This window comes from Thermomicrobiales bacterium (assembly GCA_037045155.1).
GTDB lineage: Bacteria > Chloroflexota > Chloroflexia > Thermomicrobiales > CFX8 > JAMLIA01.
This window is the reverse complement of the sequence record JBAOIG010000005.1, coordinates 53,277-74,377: the sequence shown is the minus strand read 5'-3', so window position 1 is coordinate 74,377 and position 21,101 is coordinate 53,277. Positions and strand designations below refer to the sequence as shown.

Sequence of the window (21,101 nt, the reverse complement as noted above, 5' to 3'; positions counted from 1 at the left end):
CACTGTGGCGTGATATAATCGCGCCACAGTCTACGGGCGCGTAGCTCAGTTGGTCAGAGCGCACGGTTCACATCCGTGAGGTCACTGGTTCGAGCCCAGTCGTGCCCACTTCGGCGGCCGCATCTGCGGCCGTTTATTGTATCTTCTGACTGCTTCGCGGGCGCGAAGTCGGGGGAGTAAAGACGCCATGGCAACAGATGAGCGGGCCAAGCTGACACCGGCGGGTAAGGTCGATCTCGAAGGCGAGCGCGATCTGTTGCGCTCTGTCAAGCGACCTCAGCTTCTGGCGCGAATTCAGGAGCTTTCGGCGGACGGTGACGTTTCTGACAACAGTGAGTACGAGGATGTCAAGGAAGAGCTGGTTCAGCTTGACTCTCGTATTCGCGAGATTGACCAGTTTCTGGCAACCGCGGAAATCGTCGAGCGCGCTGGCGCGCCTGGAGCGGTCGGGTTCGGGTCGATCGTGACACTCGTCGATGATGAAGGCGTTGAAGAGACCTGGACGATTGTCGGTCCGCAGGAGACCAATCCCCGGCAGGGACGAATCTCGGATGTCTCACCGGTCGGGGCAGCCCTCCTCGGTAAACACGCCGGCGATAGCGTTATCGTCTCCGCGCCCGGCGGGCAAACCGTCTATCTCATCAAGTCCGTTCAGTAGGGCCTCATGGCCCACGAATTGGGATGAGTATCGACCGCGGGCCCGCGCACAGGCTCGCGGTCGTTTCACGCGCGCAACTTCACGCGCTGAGACGACGTATCTACAAGGGGGGTGTTCCATGGAGATGAGTGAGCAGCAGCTCGTCCGCCTGGCGAAGGTGGATGCGCTGCGAGAACAGGGGATCGAACCATATCCGGCACGATCGACGCGAACCCACACGGCCAGTGACGTGCTCGTGAGGTACGAATCGGGCGAGGGTGGCTGGCCAGATGGACGTGACCCGGAGCAAGTCGCTGTGGTCGGCCGGGTCATGTCGTTTCGCCAGATGGGCAAGGCGACGTTCGCCCACATTGAAGATGGCCACGGGCGTTTACAGGTGTATCTTCGCGCGAATATCGTCGGCGTGGAGAACTACGATCGGTTCATCCACATGGTGGACCTCGGTGACTTCATTGAGGTCGCGGGTCATCTGTTCCGCACCAGGGCCGGCGAAGTGACTGTCGAAGCGGCGTCGTGGACGATGCTCTCCAAGGCTGTCACACCGCCACCCGAAAAGTGGCATGGATTGACAGACACTGAGCTTCGCTATCGCCAGCGATCCGCAGATCTGTTCTCAAACCCGGGCGTGCGGAGCATCTTCGTCACCCGCGCGAGAATGATCACCGCGCTCCGCCGGTTTCTCGATGGCGAGGGGTTCCTCGAAGTCGAGACCCCGACACTGCAGCCGATCTACGGTGGCGCCCACGCGCGGCCGTTTACGACCTACCACAACGCGCTCGACCAGACACTTTACCTCCGTATTGCCGATGAGCTCTATTTGAAGCGATTGATCGTCGGCGGCTTCGAGCGGGTCTATGAGATCTGCAAGGACTTCCGGAATGAAGGCGTCGATACACGACATAACCCGGAGTTCACGCAACTCGAGTTCTACATGGCCTACGCTGACTATCGCGACGTGATGGACCTGACCGAGCGCATGGTCTCGGGTGTTGCGCAGGAGGTTCGTGGCACGACCCAGATCACCTACGATGGCCACGAGATAGACCTCGCGCCACCATGGCGCAGGCTGCGAATGGCGGACGCGATTTTCGAGGCGACCGGTATCGACTTCACCGAGGTGCGCGATCAGCAGACGCTGTATGAGCTCGCACGGGAGCGCGGCGCTGATGTCGAGCCGACGACAGTCTGGCCCCGGATCGTCGATGAGCTCATGAAGACGTTCGTCCGGCCCCATCTGATCCAGCCGACGTTTCTGATCGACTACCCGGTGGAACTCTCTCCGCTCGCCAAGCAGTCGCCTGAGTCGGAGCGAATCGTGGAGCGTTTCCAGGTGTTCATCGGTGGGATTGAGCTCTGCAACGCGTATTCAGAGCTCAACGACCCGATGGACCAGATGGCGCGGTTCCTTGAGCAGGCGCAGGACCGGGCACAGGGCGACGAAGAGGCGATGCCGATCGACGAGGACTATGTGCGATCTCTGATGTACGGCATGCCGCCAACAGGCGGATTCGGGATCGGTGTTGATCGGTTGGCGATGCTCCTCACAGATCAGCAGTCGATTCGCGAGGTGATTCTATTCCCGCAACTGCGGACCAGATCCGCGCACAACGAAGGAAGTCATCACTAGAGCGTCGGGCAGATACGCGGATGCATGCGCAGGGCGCGTGCAGTCGACAACGACGGCGCGAAGGTTGTCGGTTGAACGTCTGGCGCAGCGATTGGCCTATGCTATACTGCGCCACAGATTTCCCCACAGATCGTCGGGTAGCGTCCCGACCGATGGGGGTGCGCGTTACTCGTTCCACAGGCCAAACATCGCTGGTGTCGCTCATCATTCTGAGCCTGGCCTGAAGATCGGGTAACATGTCACGTCGCAGGCACGAACAGCGATCCTGGTCGGTTGGTCGATCGGGCGTCGCGGTCGGATGTACGGGGTCGATGGGTTGGCGCCGCGGACTCGCGGGCTGAGACGAGGGGAACGATGCGACGAGAGCAGACGATCGCCGATCGTGTGACAAGCAGCGCACTCTGGCGCTCGATCGTGCGACACGGATATCCCGATACTCAGCGCAACCAGGCGTTGATCATCGCTTCGAACGTCTTCCTGCATCTTCATCCCGTGAAGATCAAACGCTACGCGACGAAGGTCACCTACACGTTCTGCCTCGGTGGCCTTTCGTTCTTCATGTTCCTGATCCTGGTCATGACCGGCGTGTTGCTGATGTTCTATTACGTCCCATCGACCAACCAGGCGTGGCAGAACATGCAGGACATTGAAGCCTCGGTCACCTTCGGGCAGCTCATGCGCAACTTGCATCGCTACGCCGCGCACGGCATGGTGATCGCCGTCTTCCTGCATATGTGCCGTGTCTTCTACACCGGTTCGTATAAGCCGCCGCGGGAGTTCAACTGGGTCGTTGGGGTCGTCCTCCTCTTCCTGACCTTTCTCCTGTCGTTCACCGGATATCTTCTTCCATGGGATCAGCTCGCGTACTGGGCAATCACGGTCGGCACGAACATGGCGAAGGCCGCGCCGCTCATTGGTCCCAAAGTGCAGTTCCTGCTCGTTGGTGACCTGGAGATTGGCCAGAGCACACTGATTCGGTTCTACACGCTCCACGTGATCTTCCTGCCGCTCGTTGCAGCAGTGATGATGGCCGTGCACTTCTGGCGTATTCGCAAGGACGGCGGCATCTCGGGTCCGATGTAGACCTGGTCGTGACTCAGATCGACTGATGGGGCGAAGAAGGGGTAGCACCAGTGGCTGAAGTTGCACGATCCGGCGCTGTAGAGGCGCCGAGCATCAGCGAAGAGAAACGCCAGCGACTGCTTGAGCTTGTAAGAGGGCGGACCGCGGCGCGGCCGACCGATCTCGCGGAAGACGAGGTCATGGTCTGGCCCTCGCTGGTGGTTGTCGAGGCGCTGAGCGCGGTTATCTTCCTCGTCCTGCTCCTCGGACTCTCGTTCATGTTCAACCCGCCGCTCGTTGAGCAGGCGAACGCGACGGTTACGCCGAATCCGGCGAAAGCGCCGTGGTACTTCCTGAACCTGCAGGAGCTCCTGCTGCACATGCACCCGGCGTTGGCCGGCGTGATCGTGCCAACTGCTGCGCTCGTGCTGATCGCAGCGATTCCGTTCGTCGATCGATCGCCACTCGGGGTCGGCGTGCTGTTTACGTCAGACAAAGGCAAGAAGATCGTCTGGTTTTCCGCGATCTTCACTGTCGTCGTCGAGTTCGGCCTGATCATGTTCGACGCCTACATCGGCGTCACCAAGTCGCTGCAGGGCAAGGTGCCAGAGATCATCTATGAGAAGGTGATCCCGGTTATCGTCATGATCGCGTTCTCACTGATTCTGGTCGTGCTGCTCCAGAGAATCTACCGACCAACACGACGAGAGTTGATCATCGGGTTGTTTACCGGTTTCGTAGCGACCTACTTCTTCCTGACGATCATGGGGACGTTCTTCCGAGGCTACGGCATGGCGCTGCAGCTGTACTGGCCGTGGGTGGATCTGCAGCACGCGGCACATCACTAGTCGGCGCGAGTGGATGCACGCGCCGACCCAGGGCGCGTCAAGGAGTGAGGAACTTCGGATGGTAGCGCTGTTGCGGACGATCACAGGACTGGTCTTGGCGCCGGTCATTTCAGGGATCGCGGCACTGCTGAGCCGACTGCATGAAGGTGTCGGGACACGGCGTGTGACTCGTCGCTCGTTCTTGCGGAATACGGTATTGGGCAGCGTCGGGATTGTTTTGCTTGAGTTGGCCGGCGGCTTTGTTGTGTTCTTCTGGCCGAACAAGACCGGGGCGTTTGGCAAGCCGATCAATGTGCCGATTTCGGCGGTGCCTGCTGTTGGCGCCGATCCGCTGGTGAATCGCGACGGCAAGTTCTACATCATCAACAATGACGACGGCGTTCTGGCACTGTACTGGAAGTGCGTCCACCTGGGCTGCACAGTGCCGTGGAATGCCGGAGAAGGCGACTTCCACTGCCCGTGCCACGGGTCGGTCTACGATCGACATGGCAACCGGATCGCCGGGCCAGCCCCGCGTGCAATGGATCTGTTTCCGATCACAATCGAGGGATCGAATCTCGTTGTAGATACGAATCCCGATCACGTTATCGAGCGACAGGAGTTCCATCCGAATGAGGCGACCAAGCTTCCTGGATAGCGGTCGCATCGCTGGGATCGTCGGCGTTCGGATCACCGGTTCGCTGGTGATGAAGGTAGAGAGAGACTAACGCGAGTGGGATCGTCTCAACGTCAAGCGGCATTTGTTGCGATCGGATTGGTCGTCATTGCGTCGCTGGTCATAATCTACCTCTTCAACGAACCACACCGGCGGAGCTCAGCTGAGGAAGAAAAGCTCACCGAGTCGGTCGACCGGGGCATGGCGATCTTCTCGCAGTTCTGCGTTGAATGTCACGGACCGGACGGCAGCGCACAGGGACGCCGAGGTGTCCCGCTGAATGTCGCGTTGAACCAGGAAGCCGGAACCGCCTGGGATCAGCGCGAGCCAGTGTTGCGCAAGACTCTGGAGCGCGGCGGCCCGACGATCATGCCCGCCTGGGGACAGGCAGACGGTGGCCCGCTGTCCGAGCAGCAGGTTACTGATGTGCTGAACCTGATCCACAGCGGTGACTGGGCCAAGGTCGACGCATATGTCCTGTCGCAACATGGTGGCGTTGCTCCGACACCGCCGCCGGTGCCCACATCGGCAGCGTCGCCTATCTCGGACCCGCTCGCCCAGCAGGGCCAGCAGATCTATCAGGAGAAGTGCGCCGCGTGCCACTCAATCGACGGCACGCCGAAGACCGGACCGTCCTGGAAGGGACTTTACGGTCACGAGGTGACGCTCGAGGACGGGTCGACGGTGACAGCCGACGACGCGTACATCAAGGAATCGATTCTTCAGCCCGGAGCCAAGATCGTGAAGGGCTTCGCGCCGGTCATGCCGCCGTTCCAGTTGAGCGATGACGAAATCAACGCGGTCATCGCCTTCATTAAGACGCTGCAGTAGCGCCGTCACACAGGCGAAGAGAGGGCGACCGATGCTATTTCGCGCAACCGAGCAGATGGAGCTGTTGCTCGTCTTCCCACTGATGATCGTCGGCATCTGGCTGACACATGTCGTCCAGCGCTGGGCTGACCGGAAATCCGACGAGGAATAGACTTCGGCTGGCGCCTGTCGCAATGAAGCCCTGAGAGACGCGACCGCTCACTTAGTGGGCGGTCGCGGCCGCTCGAAGGATCAGCCCGAACGCGGCGAGCGCGGCAACAGCCAATGTGACGGTCTCCCGTCTGGCGTCCCCCCGCGTTGCCCAGGCGTAGCCGAATCCGGTGAACACAACCAGACTGATGCCGTAGAGGAAGTGAAAGCTCTGTCCAGGTCGGAGACCCTCCAGGAGCATCACGATCCCAACGATGCCCTGGCCGATCGCAGCGCCGATCATCAGCACATATGTCGACCGATAGGCTCCGTCGATCGGACGTCCAGTGATTAGCAGAAAAAAGGCCCACACCGTGAGCCCGCCCGTCAGCATCAATAGCGTCGTGTACAAGGCGTTATGTAGTGCGAGCATTAGTCTCCTGTATCCTTGGCGATGGATCAACTGATGCGGGGCCTTGCCGGGTCATCCCGCTGACGCGTTGGCCTCAATCGAATCAGCCGAAACGAGACAGTGGCCGCTGGCAAGTATCCAGCATTCGAGGCGGTTTAGCATAGACCATGGCAAAGCGCACATTCCTGTGGTGTTACCGATGCAAACGTTCATTTGACTATCCGGATGCTCCGGGCGGGCTCTGTCCGATCTGCTCCGATGAGATGCGTGAGCTGGGCTGGATGTCAGCGTTCGTGCGCGGCTTTCTCGCGCAGGAGCTGAGCACGTCGGGAATCGCAGCGCGTCACCGTCAGATGATCCGTCAAATCTGGACCGCGAACGGGATGGGCGAGCGGTACTACAAGATTCTCGCGCCGCCAGTCACCTACGCGAAATTTGAAATCCGGGTGACCGAGTTCGTGTGTGTGGCGGCTGCCGAGGGCTGGGTGCGCTTCTCGCTCCCCGCAAGCCCCCTCGGCGCGGATGATGCCGCCTACCAGATGGAGATCGATGACGACGAGCGATTCATTGCCGAGCTCGCGTCGATCTTCGCCGCGGATGAGTCGGATATCCGACGGTAGCCTCCGAACTGGAGGCTATTCGGGAATATGGCCGTGAGGGGGGAGTGCGTCGCTGCTGTGAGCTTCCTCCGTCAGCCGGTTATAGACGTAGATGAAAACGTCTCTCGCGATCGCAGCAAGAGGCACGACTGCGACGACACCGATGACGCCCATCAGCGCGCCGCCGACGACCAGGAGCACCATGATGACTGCCGGGTTTATATCGACAGCATCGCCCTGGATCTTGGGCACCAGAAACGTATTCTCGACTTGCTGGATCAACAGGAAGAGGATCGCGACGATCCAGATCTTCCCAGGGTCGGTTGCGAGCACGACGATCGCGGCTGCGATGAACGATAGCCAGGGTCCGAGGATCGGAACCATCTCGAAGATCCCGGCAAGGATCGCGAGTGGCGCGGCGTACTTAATATCAAGGACGACCAGCCCGATCAGCGTCACGACTCCGACAACGACCCCGAGGAACAGTTGGGCGCGAATGTATGACCCGAGGACGCCGTCGACGATGCCGACGATATTGCGAACATCGCGCTGCAGCGGACGTGGCCAGAGCCGGTAAAAGAAGTCGAACGCCTTACCCTGGTCCTTGAGCAGATAGAAGATCCAGAGTGGCAGGAGAGCCAGCCCAGCGATCAGTCCGACTGCCCTCTGGACGGTGCCGACCGTCGCGAGGAGGGTCGCCTGGATCGCTGACGAAGCCACGCGGCCGGCCTCGTCGAGGTTCTCCTCGATTTTCAGGCGAACACTTGCCGGGATTGTCTCCAGATACCAGTCGTTCCAGGACTGGAACTCATCACGCGCCATGTCAACATAGCCGGGCATGTTCTCTACGAGGTCAATCGTCTCGTGTGCGATCCGGGTTCCGAACACGTAGAGGCTAAGACCGAGGACGCCGAGCGCAACACCGTACACGACGATCACCGCGAGAGTGCGTCGGATCCGAACCAGAACGCCGCGTGGTGGAATCATGCGTTGAACGCGGTTGACGAGGGGTTGGAGCAGGTAGGCGACTGTCAGCCCGATGATAAACGGGAAGAGCGCCTCACGGGCAGTCCAGAGAGTCCAGGTGACAAGCAGGAGACTGCCGACAACCAGCCACAGCCGGTAGCGACGCATCCGCTCACGACGATCCTCTGGTAACATCCCGTGCCCTTCATCCGTGCGCTAGCCACCGGTCGCTCGGGCGCTGGCGGACTGCCGCCAGCACCCGGAGGATACGAGGAATCAATGGCTACTCGACGAGCGACAGTGACTTGCTATCGACGAGTCCGCCGAGAAGGTTGATGAATTGTTCGACTGGCGTTGCGCCGAGATTTTCTCCAGAGCGCAAACGGACGGCAACCGCATCTGCCTCAGCTTCTTTGTCACCGACAACCAGCATGAACGGGATCTTTTGCTGCTGCGCAACACGGATCTTGTTCTGCATGCGATCGCTGCCGAGATCCACCTCGACGCGGAACCCGCGCATTCGTAGTCGCTGGGCAACACTCTCGGCATATGTCTGATGTCGGTCGGCGATCGGAATGATGATTGCCTGGACCGGCGCGAGCCACACGGGAAACGCGCCGGCGAAGTGCTCAATCATCACGCCGAGGAAGCGCTCGGTCGATCCGGTCACCGCACGGTGAATGACGACCGGCGTGTGCTCGTGCCCGTCTTCGCCGATGTACTTGCAGCCGAGCCGCTCGGGTTGAATGAAGTCGACCTGGATCGTCGACAGTTGCCACTCCCGCCCGAGCGCATCCTTGGCCATGAAGTCCGCCTTCGGGCCATAGAACGCGGCCTCGCCTTCGACCGGGTCGTAGGCGACCTCCTTGGCATCCAGCGCGGCCCGTAGCGCGTCTTCGGCCTGTTGCCACTTGTCGTCGTCGGCGACGTACTTGCCTTCTTCACCACGCAGAGATAATCGGATGCGATAGTCCGTCATTCCGTAGGTTGCAAGAATTTCGGAGATCAGATCGAGCGCTCGACCGAACTCGACGCCGATCTGATCCGGCGTACAGAAGATATGGCAATCGTCCTGCGTGAGCGATCGGACACGCGTCAGCCCACTCAGCTCGCCGGACTTTTCATAACGGTAGAGTGTGGCGAACTCGGCGTATCGTAGGGGGAGCTCGCGATATGAGTGAAGCTGCTGATTGAACAATGTCATGTGTGACGGGCAGTTCATCGGCTTCAGCCGATAGACCGTTCCCTCGTCGTCCATCGGTGGGAACATGACATCGGAGTAGTGCTCCAGATGGCCAGAGCGGCGGTAGAGCTCCTCCTTGACGATGTGGCCCGTCCAGACGTGGTCATACCCGTAACGCGTCTGAACGTCCCGGACGTAGCCCTCCATGAGATATCGGAGTATCTCGCCCTTCGGGAAGAAGATCGGAATCCCGGCTCCGATTTCATCTGAGATGGTGAACAGGCCGAGCTCGCGCCCCAGTTTGCGATGGTCTCGCCGGCGAGCTTCCTCGAGCTGGTGCAGATAGGCATCGAGGTCCTCCTGCGTTTTCCATGCGGTGCCGTACACGCGTTGCAGCATCGGTCGCTTTTCGTCGCCCCGCCAGTATGCGCCCGCGATGCTCATCAGCTTGAACGCGCCGATCTTGCCGGTGTCCTCAACATGAGGCCCGCGACAGAGATCGACGAATGAGCCATTGGTGTACGTCGAGATGACCTCATTCTCAGGCAGGTCGTGGATGAGCTCCAGCTTGTAGGGTTGGCCGGCGAAAGCTGCGAGCGCGTCTGCTCGGCTGAGCTCCGCGCGCTGGAATCGTTCGGGTGCGGAGATATGCTTTCGCATGCGTTTTTCGATGTCGTCGAGGTCTTCTGGCGTGAGCGAACGCGGGAGCTCGAAGTCGTAGTAGAAGCCATTTTCGATTGCCGGCCCGATCGCGAGACCGGCGCCCGGGAAGATCTCGAGCATTGCCTCGGCGAGGACATGAGCTGCGGAATGCCTCATCCTGGCGAGATCCAGCTCTTCGGGGTTGTCGACTGCCGTCTGAATGTCGGTTGATACGGATGCGTGATCGGACATTGTGTATCGTCCCTTTCTGACTCCATGGGCTGCCAGGCAACCCCCGCTGATAAGCGTCTCGTCGATCGTCGCAGTCCCTTCGGCGGGACAACACAAAACGCCTGCCATCCATAAGGGACGGCAGGCGCTGTAGGCGTCTGGCGTGGTTCCACCCTGCTTCCGACGCAGTGCGTCGCTCGGGTTGCCCGATAACGAGGGCAGTCGGGGCAGCCTACCAACCAGAGGTTCGGTGCCCGGCTCACGGGTGGTTTTCGCGGTCATCGGCCATGCGGGACTTGCAGACAGTGATCCCGCGTCTCTGGTGGCCTCCGTCCCGGTACTCGTCCCGGTCGTTGCCTGCCTGGGATGTGGTGGGCGGTACTGGACTCGAACCAGTGACCTCTACGATGTCAACGTAGCGCTCTAACCAGCTGAGCTAACCGCCCGCGCGGGGAATCATAGCATGGCGCAGGCGAAGGTCACAACACACCGGGGCGCGCGCCGGCGGGCCGGGTTACTGTTCGGCTTCCCACTCGCGGAACAGTCGTTCGGCTAATCGATTGCTCAACTGGATTGCGATGTAGATCGGTTGATAGACTGCCGCGGCGATGTCATGGGGTGTAAGGTGACCGACCGCTGCAGCCTTTCGACGGTGCCGGGTGGCCCCGTCGAATTGTTCGATTGCCGCGACAATCCAGTCAATCTCGTCGTCACGAAGCCGATTCCGGTGCGTGCTCACAAGCAGCGCCAGTTGTTCTGAGATCGAGCCGGCCACCGATTCAAAGTCCGCGAGCCTCGTGATATCGGTCGCGGAAAAGAGCGGATCGATCCGTGCCTTCCAGCGATTGCGTTGCAGGAGCCGTGTGGCAAATCGGACGTCATGGCCGCCGCTTTCGGCGATCGCGCTTCCGAAGCCGTAGCGGAGTGGCAATTTATCGGCGGCACGCGCAACCCAGTTGTTCTGCCATTCCGTCTTCATCTGCGCTGCGGCCTGGTAGAGGGTGGCTAGCACGCCGAACAGATCGGCGAACGCGTCGTCGTGAGTGGGCTTCGGCTTCGACCGGCGAAATGCTAGTGACGAGGTCAGCATGACTACCGGGATGTATCCGAGCGCAATCGTCAGCGAGAGTGATGCGACGCGCTGTCGTACATGACCGTTGGGATGGTTCAAGATCGATCCGATCCACTAGGTATGCCAGAAATTGACTCGGCCGCGAGGAGCAGCAACGCCGTCGAGGGACGATCGCCCGCGTTTCGGCTGAGGTAACGATAGCGAACCTGTCCGCCCTCGTCGATGGCGAACATCGCAGGCAGCGCCGCGAGGTGCTCATGTTCGCCTGGGTCGTACCGACTGATTGCGCGGATCCAGCGAGCTTCGGGATCGCGAAAGAGCTCGATCGGGGGACGAGTCATCTCTGCCATCGATCGACAGCCTGCCTCGCTATCCGCGCTGATCGCGATGATGCGCGCCCGAAATAGACGGAGTGTGTCGGCAACAGTGGACAGCTCGCCGAGCTGTCTCCGGCAGTGAGCTCACCAGTGACCACGATAGACCAGAATCAGCGCCGGACCACCGCGGATCGTGATCGACTCGCCGTCGCAAGTCTCGAGAACAAGGGGCAACATCCGCAGCTCGGTCTCGGGTGTGGTGGGAGAATCGATCATGCGTCAGTGACCGAGGCGGCGAACTGATTCGGCGCGCGGATGCCACGACAGCTCCCATGACCCAAAGCGGCTAAGGAGCAAGCGCGTCTCGGCATGAAGAGGTCTCAACCCCTCGCTCTTCACCTTCCAGCGGCCAGACACCTGCTCGACCACGAGCTTCGAGTCGCTATAGACGCGAATCATTATGGCATTCAACCGATGCCCGTCGGCCTCGGCGCGAGCGGCAATCTGCCGCAACCCTTCGATCAATGTCATGTACTCGGCTTCGTTGTTGGTTCGCCGGCCGGAGAATTCCAGCCTGACGGGTTGAGGCGTCTCGATGAGTCCCTGGACGATAAACGAGCCATATCCCTTTCCGGGATTGCCAAGAGATCCACCGTCGAATACGAGTGTGATGTTGGCGTCGAGCAACTGCCGCTGATTACTGGCGGGGCTACGCGAACCGGCGGTCATCGTGTGCCTTTCGTGGGCGGGCCGGCCTGTTCGAACGAACAGGCCGGCCCGCGGGCGGTCTTTCTGCGTTGGATAACCCGATCCTACCCGTCGTGTCGAGTCTTGTGGGCAGCGACGATTGACGACGTGAGGTGCGCTGGGACCTGTTGATAGTGATCGAAGGTAACCCGGAACGTTCCGCGGCCCTGGGTAATCGATCGCAGATCGGTCGCATATCGCTGAATCTCGGCAGCCGGGATATCCGCGACGATCGTGGTCGTGCCATCATCGCCGGGGTTCATGCCGGTGACATGACCGCGCTTGGTCGTCAGGTCGCTCATGACATCTCCGGTGTACCCCTCGGGCACGGTAACCTCGAGCTTCATGACCGGCTCGAGGATGACAGGATTCGCCGACTGCGCTGCCTTCTTGAATGCCTGCGAGGCGGCGAGCTTGAACGCCATCTCGGAGGAGTCGACCGCGTGGTACGAGCCATCGGTAAGCGTTACCTTGATGTTGACGACCGGGAACCCTGCGAGAATGCCTTCACCGAGCGCTTCTCGAATGCCCTTCTCGACGGCGGGGATGTATTGTCGGGGGACAGACCCACCAAAGATCGTCTCGTCGAACTCGAAGTCACCCTCGCTCGGCGCCATGTCGATGAAGACGTGCCCATACTGCCCGTGACCGCCGGTTTGCTTCTTGTGCTTGTATTCAATGTGGGTGACCGCGCGCTGGATTGTCTCCCGATAGGGGACGGTCGGCAACCCGATTTCGACGTTCACGCCGAACTTGCGCGCCATGCGCTCCAGCGCGATCTGGACGTGACTCTCGCCCAGGCCACTGACCAGTGTCTCTCCAGTCTGGGGGTCTCGTCCGAGCTTCAGGGTCGGATCTTCCTCGACCAGTCGCTGGAGCGATGACCCCATCTTGTCGAGGTCCGACTTCGACCGTGGTGACACGGCCGCCGTGAACAGGGGCGCGGGAAACTGGATGCCCGCCAGAACCACCTTCCGCGACGCATCACACAGCGAGTCACCGGTGCTGGTCTCAGCCAGCTTCGCCACCGCGCCGATATCGCCCGCCCCAACTTCCGGGACGGCAATCTGTTCCTTGCCGCGGATGAGATACAGCTGGCCGATACGCTCGTCGCGATTACGGGTGGTGTTCCAGAGATGCGAGTCGGACTTGAGCGTGCCAGCGTAGACACGGAAGTACGTCAGCCGGCCGACGAATGGATCGGCCATGGTCTTCCAGACCAACGCTGCCGCCGGTTCGCCAACAGAGGCGGCGAGCGAGACCTCGTCGCCGTTGGCGATTCGGGCGGTCGTTGGCCCCGGCGGGCTGGCGAAATCGACGATTGCGTCGAGGATGCTGTTGATGCCTCTGTTGGCAGTCGCGGCAGAAGCAAGGACAGGAACGATCTCCCCACGGCGCACCGATGCGCGCAGCGCAGCGGCAAGCTCGTCTGGAGTCAGCTCGTCGTCCTCGAGGTATCGGAGCATCAGCTCTTCGTCGTTTTCTGCGATCTTTTCGACCAGCGCGAGCCGGTAGGTCTCGACCGCGTCGAGCATATCGGCCGGGATTTCACCTTCGGTTGTCGCGCCGCTCTTGTCGTCGGCGAACAGCTCCGCGCGCATGTGCAGGAGATCGACGATGCCTCGGAAGGTTGATTGGCTGCCGATCGGGATAGAGAGTGGAACGACGTTATTCCCCAGGAGTGATTGTGCCGACTGCAGGGCGGCCCCGAAGTCGGCATTCTCTCGATCCATCTTGTTGATCGCGACAATGCAGGGCAGGTTCCGCTCTCGGGCGAAGCGCCAGGCATACTCGGTGCCGACCTCAACGCCGGCCGAGGCATCCAGAAGCACGAGGGCGGTGTCGACCACTCGCATAGCTGCTTTGACTTCGCCAAGGAAGTCCGCGTAGCCGGGCGCGTCAAGCAGGTTGATCTTGCAGTCGTTCCACTCCAGCGGGGCGATGCTGTCCCCGATAGAGATTGCGCGCTTGATCTCGTCGGGATCCCAGTCGGAAACGGTGTTGCCCTCTTCGATTCGGCCAAGCCGATTGATGGTTTTGCTGGAGTACAGCATGGCTTCGACCATTGACGTCTTACCAGCGCCACCATGTGAGAAGAGACCGATGTTTCTGATGCGTTCGACGGGGTACGTCATCACAATCCACCTCCCGAACGTAGCCGCAAGCCCTGTGGAGACCGCCGCGTCCGGAGACCACCCCTGTTGATGCTGACCAGGGGCCGCGACGGAGGCTCGCGCCTGGATCTGTTGTGGTCGCCCCGGTATCTCCGGGGACCGCCGGCAACCGTGCGTATCGGGTGCAGGGGTATTATACCGAGGCGGGGCCGGATGATCGGGAAGGGGCACACAATGGAGACCAGCGAAGAGCGACAGATGCTGAAGGAGTCGATCGGCAGGCTGCTTGCGGAGCTCGCGGGCCTCGATGGGGTCGCCGGCCACGAGCAGGCGGTCGTGTCGGAGTTGCGCAAGTTGTTCATGCCATTTGCCGAAGACGTGACGATAGACTCCTTCGGGAATCTCTATGCTCGGATCAATGCCGAGGGCAGCGGACCGACACTCATGATTTCCGCGCACTCTGACGAGATCGGCGCGCTGGTGAAGTCGATCGAGCCGAGCGGGATGCTGCGAATCGAGCGTGTCGGCGGCCTTATCGAGACGCTGGCGATTGGCCGGCATGTTCGGGTACGCGGCCACCGCGGCGTTATCGGGGTGAAGGCCGGCCACATTCAGACAGCTGATGAACGTGGGCGGGCGCCATCGTTTCGCGAACTCTATGTAGACATGGGCTTCGATACTGTCGCTGAGGTTGAGAATCTCGGTATTCGCGTCGGGGACGCGGTGGCGTATGACGAGCCGATGGAATGGCTCGCTAACCCGGACCGTGTCAGTGGCAAGGCGCTCGACAACCGCGTGTCGTGCGCGTTGCTAGTGACTCTGGCGGAACGATTACAGGGTACATCGCTCGGCTGCACGCTGTACTGCGTTGTGACGGTGCAGGAGGAGGTTGGTCTACGTGGGGCGCGCATGGCGGCACATCGGCTGAATCCTGCTGCCGCGATCGTCGTCGATACCGTGCCATCGGGTGGCACGCCCGATGTCGATTTTCACCGGGACCTGCGGATGCGAATCGGCGGCGGGCCGGTTCTCGGATTGGCAAGCGTCGGCGGAGCGGCCGGGCATCTGATCAACCCCGGCATGCGCGATTTCCTGCGTGAGGCGGCAGATGCCGCGGGAATCACACTCCAGGAGGCCTTGTTCTATGGCGGGACGAGCGACGCGTCGGCCGTCCATCTCGTGCGGGATGGCATTCCGACGGGAGTCGTGAACATCGCCCGGCGGTACTCGCACTCACCGGTTGAGACACTCGATCTCAATGACGTCGTTGATACGTTGGAGCTTCTGGAGTCGTCCGCTCGTCGGTTCGGTCCTGACGTCGATCTGGGATTCCTGACCTCAGCCTGGGGGTGATGTCTTCTGCGATCGGTTCCAGATCAGCTTCAGTCCTTCGAGTGTTAGCTCTGGCACATACTGGCTGATGCGGGAGCAGTGTTCCAGGAAGACGCCGCCGAATCCGCCGGTGGAGATAACGGTTGTCCGTTCTCCAAGCTCGGCGTCGATCCGGTCGATCAGTCCCTCGACGAGGCCGGCGTAGCCGAACATGATTCCGGACTGCATTGCTGTGATTGTGTTGTGGCCGATGACGCGCGCCGGGAACTCCAGCTCGACGCTGCTCAGCCGCGCCGCTTTGGACACCAGCGCATCGTGGGCGGCCCGAATATCGGGCGCGATCGCGCCACCGATGAAGCGACCATCGCGGGTGACAACATTTAGCGTGGTGGCAGAGCCGAAATCGAGGACGAGGGTCGGGCCGCCGAACATCGCATAGGCAGCAGCGACATCGACAAGGCGGTCCGGACCGACCTCGTGCGGGTTGTCGATATCGATCGTGATCCCGAGGTTCGTCTGCGAGCCGACGACGATCGGCTCGATGCCGACTCGTTCGCGGACCATCGTCGTGATCCACGGTGTGACCGAGGGCACGCTGCTGCTGATGACTGCTCCTTCGATCTGATCCAGTCGAATCCCGTCGGCGCCGGCCAGTGTCGTGACGACGACCCACCACTCATCGGGCATGCTCGTCCGGTTCGTCGCTACACGCCAGTGCGCGACGAGCTCTCCCTCCCGGACAACGCCAAGCTTGACATTCGTGTTGCCGATATCGACCAGGAACAGCATCTGAGCCCTCCAGTTGATTCAGGCGTCGAGCGCCTGGCGGATCTCCACGCAGACAGACGGATCGGGTTCGGATTGCAGCGCTAGCGTCAATGGGCGATGACTCTCGTCCCCGGTGAGATGGGCGAGCGCCCAGGCCGCATGCCCGCGCGCTAGTGGTTCATCGTGACAGCGGAGCATCTGGATCAGGATCGGTTCGGCGCGCGGATCGTCGCTGTTGCCGAGCGCGATCGCGGCATTGCGGGCCATCCCGGATCGTTTGGCGCGGATAACGGCGGTGCCGCTATACGTTGCGTAGAAGTCGGCGCTGGTCATCGTCGCAAGTCGCTCAAGCGACGGGAAGGCATTTTCGATCGTCACAGGCTCGAAATCCGGATCGTGCGCAGGCCGTGCGGCAGATGTGTACGGGCAGACATCCTGGCAGGTGTCGCAGCCGAAGACCCGGTTGCCGAGGAGGGGACGAAGCTGGAACGGGATCGGGCCGCGTTCCTCAATGGTCAGGTAGGAGACGCAGCGTGGAGCGTCGATGCGATATGGCTCGACGATCGCGCCGGTCGGGCAGCGATCGAGACAGATCCGACAGCGCCCACAGTCCTGGGCAAGCGGGAGGTCGGGAGTGATGTGGATGTCGAGCATGATCTCACCGAGCATGACCCAGGAGCCATGACGAGGCACGATGATCATCGAATTCTTGCCGACCCATCCCGTTCCAGCTCGCGCGGCGACAGCGCGATCGACAATCCGAGCTGTGTCGCTCAGCGTTCGGGCTTCCACCGGCCGGCCAACGATCTTCTCAATCGTTGCTACCAGCGCCGTCATCCGGCGCTTGAGAGTCTTGTGGTAGTCACGCCCCCAGGCGTAGCGAGCGATCCGGCCGCGCAGGATCCCGTCGTCGGGCGGCTTCGATAGACCTGTCCAGAAGGGGATACCGACGGAGACAATCGACTGGACTGTATCGTGCAGGGTGTGGGGATCGCACGATTCTCTCGCGCGCGCGACGGTGAACCAATCCATGCCGCGTGTGTGTCCGCGTTCGATATGGTCGACGATGTAGTGTTCGGCATCGGAAAACGGCTCCGGGCCGGTAACGCCGAGAATGTCGAGCCCGCTCTCACGCGCCATCTCGCGAAGCTCGGCCCGAGATAGGGCCTCCGTCATTGGGACTGGCCGTTGGCAGCAATGAATGCCAACGCCTCGTCGCGTGTCGGGAGTGCCGAGCGAGCCCCGAGGCCGCGACAGGCAAGCGCGCCGAGCGCGTTGGCTCTGCGCATGATCTCGGCGTTGGGCGCACGGTCGAGCAGGCCCCAGAGGCAGCCCGCCGCGAACGCGTCGCCGGCCCCCGTCGTATCGACGACATCAACCGGAAAGGCCCCGAGGTGCTCGATACCGGCTGGTTGAATCAGGTATGCACCATTGGCGCCGTGTGAGACGAACATCCTGTTGCATGCATTAGCGACGAGATCGCGTCGAGCGCGCGCAAAGGCGGCGTCAAGCGTTGGCTCACCGGTCAGAGTCAGCAGCTCACGGACGTTGCCAGCGATGACATCGTGACGCAGCGCATGATGCCAACCGTCGGCAGGATTCATCTCGACGAGATACGTCATCGTGCCGAACAGCTTCGTACGCGGGCTCTGGTGGGCGGGTAGATCGAGGAAGAAGCTCCGCAGGCGAGCGTCGTTGATATCCAGTAGTACCCACGGATGGTCGAGCATCTCATCGACCGGCAGGTGGTCGCCGTGCTGCGGTTTGGCGCCCTGAATCCAGAAGATTGTGCGATCCCGATGGGCGGGAGATCCCGAGACGACGATGATACCGGTATCGGACGACTCGTCGGTGCGGATGATCGCACGCGACACATCGCAGCCCTCGTGGCGCAGATCGCCGAGAAGCGCAGCGCCGTGTGGGTCGTCTCCGACAGCGGTGACGAACATGACCGGAACGCCCAGCCGCGCCATCGCAGCACAGGCGTTGCCAGTTGTGCCGCCTGATTGCTCGAATTGCTGGCGCACGATTGCATACTCACCGGGACCCGGGTACGTTTCGGTGACGATAAACTGATCCCACGAGCACAGCCCAAGCGCTGCAATCCCTTGTCGCATGATCATTCCGACCCTCAGTATGGCGGCACGGACCGTGGCTTTCGGCCTGACGTATAGGATAGCCCGATCCGCCGCGACAGGCGCGCGGATACAATGCAGCGGCGAGCGAGTCGCGGGACGGCCTGGGCGGCAGCGAATGGCGGCCAGCGTCGATTCACCACAATCAGCTGGTGACGTTGATGCCCGTGCGGGCTCTGTGTGCCGGATCGAGGGGATCTCTAGTGCGATCGTTGATCTATCAGTTCTTTGCCCCGGTGGCAATCGTCGCGATTGGCGGCGCGCTCGAAGCGCTCACCGGTTACTGGGCCTTTACGCTTCTCGGATTTGTGGCGGGTGTGGTGCTCGCGGCGGTGTTTGCGCAGCGAGCGCTGGCGCGGCTTGCCCAACTCCAGCTGATCGCTTCGCGGCAGTTTGCTCCCGGTCGCGCTGGACAGGTTGTCTCCTGGCCACGTGACAATGGCGACGAGATCGACGAGGCGTTGCATCACGCGGAGGCGTTCGTCTCATCCGCAAGCGCGCGCTGGGCTGAGGAATCCGAGCGAGTTCGTCATCTGAGTAACGTGCTCGATCGAATGCGCGACGCAGTAATCCAGGTCGATGCGCACGGGGTTGTGACATACGGGAATCTCGCTGCTGCGAAGATCTTCGGCGGCCGAAATCCGGCCGGCCGCTCGTTCATCCGGGTGGTTCGGGATCACCAGCTCGACGATCTGGTCAGACACGCGCTGGAGACAGGCGAGGACGGACAGCGCACGATCGCGTTACTCGGGGATTCGCGGGTGATGAATGCGATCGTTGTCCGGATCAACCAGTTCCCCCGCGAGGCGCTCGTTGTGCTGAGAGATATCACGGAGCTTCATCGGCTGCAGGATATTCGACGGGAGTTCGTTGCGAGCGTCTCGCACGAGCTGCAGCCGCCACTCGGTGCGATCAAAGTCATGGCCGGCACAATTCTCGATCTGCAGCCAGACAATGCGGAAGTTCGACAAGTTATCGCGGCGATCGATGAAGAGATCGATTCGATGACCGCGATGGTCGACGATCTTCTGGATATCAGCCAACTTGAGAGGGGTTCGGAGAGCCTGCGTTACGAGACGGTTGATCCTGCCGAGCTGGTCGACGTCGCAATCAGCCGGCTGCGTCCTCGCGCTGGACAGGCCGGGATCAACCTGACTGTCGCGCCGGCGGACGCTCTCGCGCCGATCCGCGCCGACGGCAAACGCCTCCAGCATGCGTTGATCAACCTGGTGACAAACGCCATCGACCACACGCCCGAGGGAGGCCGGATTGAGGTGGGAGTCACGCAGGCGGCCGCTGAGACGACGTTTACTGTCGCGGACGATGGCGAGGGAATAGCGGAAGCGGATATCGACCGAATCTGGGAACGATTCTTCAAGTCCGATCGGTCGCGATCGGAGCCGGGCACTGGGCTTGGCCTTGCGATCGTCAAGCACGTCGCCCTGGCTCATGGCGGCAAGATTGCCGTTGAGAGCAAGCCCGGTTCCGGCGCTACGTTCCGAATCTCGGTTCCAGACGGCACAAGAGACGCGGCCCCTCGTGTGCGTCAGTAGTTCGACATCGGAGGGTCAGGAAGTCACTGCCGCCTCGCGTTCGGCAAGAATCGCCTGAATCTCGCCCTTCAACGCATCGACGATCTCGTCTTCCTTGACCGTCTTGACGATCTTGCCCTTGCGGAAGATGACTCCCTTGCCGCGGCCGGCGGCAACTCCGACGTCGGCGTCACGCGCCTCACCGGGTCCGTTGACGACGCAGCCCATGACGGCTACGCGGATCGGCTCCTTGATCTGCGCGATGTACTCGTCTACCTCATTGGCAAGCTTGAAGAGATCGACCTCGACCCGCCCGCAGGTCGGGCAGGCGATCATCGTCGCGCCGTGCTGACGCAGCTCAAGGCTTTTGAGGATCTCGTACGCGACGAAGACTTCCTCGGTCGGGTCGGTCGTCAGCGAGACACGGATCGTGTCGCCAATCCCCATCGCGAGCAATGTACCGATGCCTACCGCGGATCGAACGCTACCGGCGCGCGGCGTGCCAGCTTCGGTGACGCCGAGATGGAATGGATATGGGACACGAGGGGCCATTCGCCGGTAGGCTTCGAGCATGACCGGCACTTCGAATGCTTTCAGCGATATCTTGATTTCGTGGTAGTCGAGCTCCTCGAGGATGCGGATGTGACCCAACGCCGTGCGGACCATGTGCTCGGCGCGGAGTTCGGCCTGAGTGGCGTTTTGCGCCGCCATCTCGTCGACGAACTCCTCGGTCATCGGCGGCACCGACCCGAAGTTCACGCCAATCCGAATGGGAACCCGGCGTTCCTTGGCCTTCTCGACAACCTCGACAACATCATCGTGCTTGCGGATATTGCCGGGATTCAGGCGGAGGCCGTGGATTCCGGCGTCCAGCGCCTTGAGCGCAAGGGTGTGCTCGAAGTGAATGTCGGCGATCAGCGGCACCGGAGAATACGGCACGATGTCAGGCAGGGCCGCCGCGGCCTTACGGTCCGGGACCGCGAGGCGAACGATCTCACATCCCGCCTCCGCAAGCTCGTTGATCTGGCGTAGTGTCGCTTGCGGGTCACGGGTATCAGCAGTCGCCATCGATTGGACAACGACAGGCGCGCCACCGCCAATCCGGACGTTGCCGACCTGAACCGGGCGAGTGAGACGACGGGGAGCGAGGACTGTCACGGACTACCTCCTGGACGGTTTGCGTTCGGAGCTGTCGCGAGCCGCCGCACGGACCGTGACGACGGACGCTCCGGTAACGCGAT

Annotated in this window: 19 protein-coding genes, 2 tRNA genes and 1 pseudogene; 10 read left to right on the top strand and 12 right to left on the bottom strand. The window is 61.6% G+C overall.

The window, feature by feature from the left end; all coding sequences use genetic code 11:
* Positions 1 to 34 precede the first annotated feature (34 nt).
* The 7 genes from V9F06_10535 (at position 35) to V9F06_10505 (ending at position 5,681) form a co-directional block, all read left to right on the top strand.
* Positions 35 to 108, top strand: a tRNA-Val gene (locus V9F06_10535).
* Positions 109 to 187: 79 nt separating this feature from the next.
* Positions 188 to 658 (top strand): transcription elongation factor GreA, encoded by a 471-nt coding sequence (gene greA, locus V9F06_10530; GenBank protein ID MEI2618040.1) that lies wholly within the window; start codon positions 188 to 190, stop codon positions 656 to 658.
* Between the two features lie 118 nt (positions 659 to 776).
* Positions 777 to 2,285 (top strand): lysine--tRNA ligase, encoded by a 1,509-nt coding sequence (gene lysS / locus V9F06_10525; protein ID MEI2618039.1) that lies wholly within the window; start codon positions 777 to 779, stop codon positions 2,283 to 2,285.
* Between the two features lie 354 nt (positions 2,286 to 2,639).
* Positions 2,640 to 3,368 carry a selenite/tellurite reduction operon b-type cytochrome ExtP gene (extP, locus tag V9F06_10520; protein MEI2618038.1) on the top strand — a complete coding sequence of 243 codons (729 nt, stop codon included), beginning with the start codon at positions 2,640 to 2,642 and terminating at the stop codon, positions 3,366 to 3,368.
* 50 nt (positions 3,369 to 3,418) lie between these two features.
* Positions 3,419 to 4,195 (top strand): hypothetical protein, encoded by a 777-nt coding sequence (locus V9F06_10515; protein MEI2618037.1) that lies wholly within the window; start codon positions 3,419 to 3,421, stop codon positions 4,193 to 4,195.
* Positions 4,196 to 4,253: 58 nt separating this feature from the next.
* Entirely contained in the window at positions 4,254 to 4,832 is a 579-nt protein-coding gene (locus V9F06_10510) for a Rieske 2Fe-2S domain-containing protein (GenBank protein MEI2618036.1), read from the top strand.
* Positions 4,833 to 4,907: 75 nt separating this feature from the next.
* A complete protein-coding gene (locus tag V9F06_10505; GenBank protein MEI2618035.1) occupies positions 4,908 to 5,681 on the top strand; it encodes a c-type cytochrome in 774 nt (257 codons plus the stop codon).
* Between the two features lie 202 nt (positions 5,682 to 5,883).
* On the opposite strand, the gene V9F06_10500 is transcribed toward V9F06_10505, so the two are convergent.
* On the bottom strand, positions 5,884 to 6,243 hold the full coding sequence (locus tag V9F06_10500; protein ID MEI2618034.1) for a hypothetical protein: 360 nt from the start codon (positions 6,241 to 6,243) through the stop codon (positions 5,884 to 5,886).
* A gap of 146 nt (positions 6,244 to 6,389) precedes the next feature.
* On the opposite strand from V9F06_10500, the gene V9F06_10495 reads away from it, so the two are divergent.
* Positions 6,390 to 6,842: a hypothetical protein gene (locus V9F06_10495; GenBank protein ID MEI2618033.1), complete on the top strand. Its 453-nt coding sequence runs from the start codon at positions 6,390 to 6,392 to the stop codon at positions 6,840 to 6,842.
* Positions 6,843 to 6,857: 15 nt separating this feature from the next.
* Here the strand turns inward: V9F06_10495 and V9F06_10490 are convergent, their stop codons facing one another.
* From V9F06_10490 to fusA, 7 genes and pseudogenes are all read right to left on the bottom strand, one after another.
* Positions 6,858 to 7,955, bottom strand: a complete 1,098-nt coding sequence (locus tag V9F06_10490; protein ID MEI2618032.1) for an AI-2E family transporter — start codon at positions 7,953 to 7,955, stop codon at positions 6,858 to 6,860.
* A 115-nt stretch (positions 7,956 to 8,070) separates the two neighbouring features.
* On the bottom strand, positions 8,071 to 9,864 hold the full coding sequence (gene thrS / locus V9F06_10485; GenBank protein MEI2618031.1) for a threonine--tRNA ligase: 1,794 nt from the start codon (positions 9,862 to 9,864) through the stop codon (positions 8,071 to 8,073).
* Positions 9,865 to 10,212: 348 nt separating this feature from the next.
* Positions 10,213 to 10,289 (bottom strand) — tRNA-Val (locus tag V9F06_10480).
* Between the two features lie 68 nt (positions 10,290 to 10,357).
* Positions 10,358 to 11,014, bottom strand: a complete 657-nt coding sequence (locus V9F06_10475; protein ID MEI2618030.1) for a hypothetical protein — start codon at positions 11,012 to 11,014, stop codon at positions 10,358 to 10,360.
* Positions 11,011 to 11,361 (bottom strand): annotated as a pseudogene (locus V9F06_10470) (hypothetical protein). Before V9F06_10470 ends, V9F06_10475 begins: the two are co-directional and overlap by 4 nt.
* A 150-nt stretch (positions 11,362 to 11,511) precedes the next feature.
* Complete coding sequence (locus tag V9F06_10465) at positions 11,512 to 11,961, bottom strand: ribonuclease HI family protein (protein MEI2618029.1); 450 nt, start codon at positions 11,959 to 11,961, stop codon at positions 11,512 to 11,514.
* Between the two features lie 83 nt (positions 11,962 to 12,044).
* A complete protein-coding gene (fusA, locus tag V9F06_10460) occupies positions 12,045 to 14,114 on the bottom strand; it encodes an elongation factor G (protein MEI2618028.1) in 2,070 nt (689 codons plus the stop codon).
* A gap of 213 nt (positions 14,115 to 14,327) precedes the next feature.
* On the opposite strand from fusA, the gene V9F06_10455 reads away from it, so the two are divergent.
* The gene (locus V9F06_10455; protein ID MEI2618027.1) at positions 14,328 to 15,446 is read left to right on the top strand and encodes a M20/M25/M40 family metallo-hydrolase; all 1,119 of its coding nucleotides are present in this window, start codon (positions 14,328 to 14,330) and stop codon (positions 15,444 to 15,446) included.
* Here V9F06_10455 and V9F06_10450 read toward each other — a convergent pair.
* The 3 genes from V9F06_10450 to V9F06_10440 are packed head-to-tail and all read right to left on the bottom strand — an operon-like array spanning position 15,432 to position 18,310.
* Positions 15,432 to 16,214, bottom strand: coding sequence for a type III pantothenate kinase (locus V9F06_10450; GenBank protein MEI2618026.1), 783 nt, complete (start codon positions 16,212 to 16,214; stop codon positions 15,432 to 15,434). The genes V9F06_10455 and V9F06_10450 overlap by 15 nt on opposite strands.
* 18 nt (positions 16,215 to 16,232) lie before the next feature.
* Positions 16,233 to 17,369, bottom strand: coding sequence for a tRNA epoxyqueuosine(34) reductase QueG (queG, locus tag V9F06_10445; protein MEI2618025.1), 1,137 nt, complete (start codon positions 17,367 to 17,369; stop codon positions 16,233 to 16,235).
* Positions 17,366 to 18,310, bottom strand: a complete 945-nt coding sequence (locus V9F06_10440) for a carbohydrate kinase family protein (GenBank protein MEI2618024.1) — start codon at positions 18,308 to 18,310, stop codon at positions 17,366 to 17,368. Before V9F06_10440 ends, queG begins: the two co-directional genes overlap by 4 nt.
* Before the next feature lie 221 nt (positions 18,311 to 18,531).
* Here V9F06_10440 and V9F06_10435 point away from each other — a divergent pair, with 221 nt between their 5' ends.
* Entirely contained in the window at positions 18,532 to 19,881 is a 1,350-nt protein-coding gene (locus V9F06_10435) for an ATP-binding protein (GenBank protein ID MEI2618023.1), read from the top strand.
* Between the two features lie 15 nt (positions 19,882 to 19,896).
* Here V9F06_10435 and ispG read toward each other — a convergent pair whose 3' ends face one another.
* The gene (gene ispG, locus V9F06_10430) at positions 19,897 to 21,018 is read right to left on the bottom strand and encodes a flavodoxin-dependent (E)-4-hydroxy-3-methylbut-2-enyl-diphosphate synthase (GenBank protein MEI2618022.1); all 1,122 of its coding nucleotides are present in this window, start codon (positions 21,016 to 21,018) and stop codon (positions 19,897 to 19,899) included.
* Between the last annotated feature and the right edge of the window lie 83 nt (positions 21,019 to 21,101).

Coding starts and splice junctions, on each gene's coding strand:
- greA (MEI2618040.1), top strand. CDS start 188: ATGGCAACAGATGAGCGGGCCAAGCTGACACCGGCGGGTAAGGTCGAT.
- lysS (MEI2618039.1), top strand. CDS start 777: ATGGAGATGAGTGAGCAGCAGCTCGTCCGCCTGGCGAAGGTGGATGCG.
- extP (MEI2618038.1), top strand. CDS start 2,640: ATGCGACGAGAGCAGACGATCGCCGATCGTGTGACAAGCAGCGCACTC.
- V9F06_10510 (MEI2618036.1), top strand. CDS start 4,254: ATGGTAGCGCTGTTGCGGACGATCACAGGACTGGTCTTGGCGCCGGTC.
- V9F06_10500 (MEI2618034.1), bottom strand. CDS start 6,243: ATGCTCGCACTACATAACGCCTTGTACACGACGCTATTGATGCTGACG.
- V9F06_10495 (MEI2618033.1), top strand. CDS start 6,390: ATGGCAAAGCGCACATTCCTGTGGTGTTACCGATGCAAACGTTCATTT.
- V9F06_10490 (MEI2618032.1), bottom strand. CDS start 7,955: ATGCGTCGCTACCGGCTGTGGCTGGTTGTCGGCAGTCTCCTGCTTGTC.
- thrS (MEI2618031.1), bottom strand. CDS start 9,864: ATGTCCGATCACGCATCCGTATCAACCGACATTCAGACGGCAGTCGAC.
- V9F06_10465 (MEI2618029.1), bottom strand. CDS start 11,961: ATGACCGCCGGTTCGCGTAGCCCCGCCAGTAATCAGCGGCAGTTGCTC.
- fusA (MEI2618028.1), bottom strand. CDS start 14,114: ATGACGTACCCCGTCGAACGCATCAGAAACATCGGTCTCTTCTCACAT.
- V9F06_10455 (MEI2618027.1), top strand. CDS start 14,328: ATGGAGACCAGCGAAGAGCGACAGATGCTGAAGGAGTCGATCGGCAGG.
- V9F06_10450 (MEI2618026.1), bottom strand. CDS start 16,214: ATGCTGTTCCTGGTCGATATCGGCAACACGAATGTCAAGCTTGGCGTT.
- queG (MEI2618025.1), bottom strand. CDS start 17,369: ATGACGGAGGCCCTATCTCGGGCCGAGCTTCGCGAGATGGCGCGTGAG.
- V9F06_10440 (MEI2618024.1), bottom strand. CDS start 18,310: ATGCGACAAGGGATTGCAGCGCTTGGGCTGTGCTCGTGGGATCAGTTT.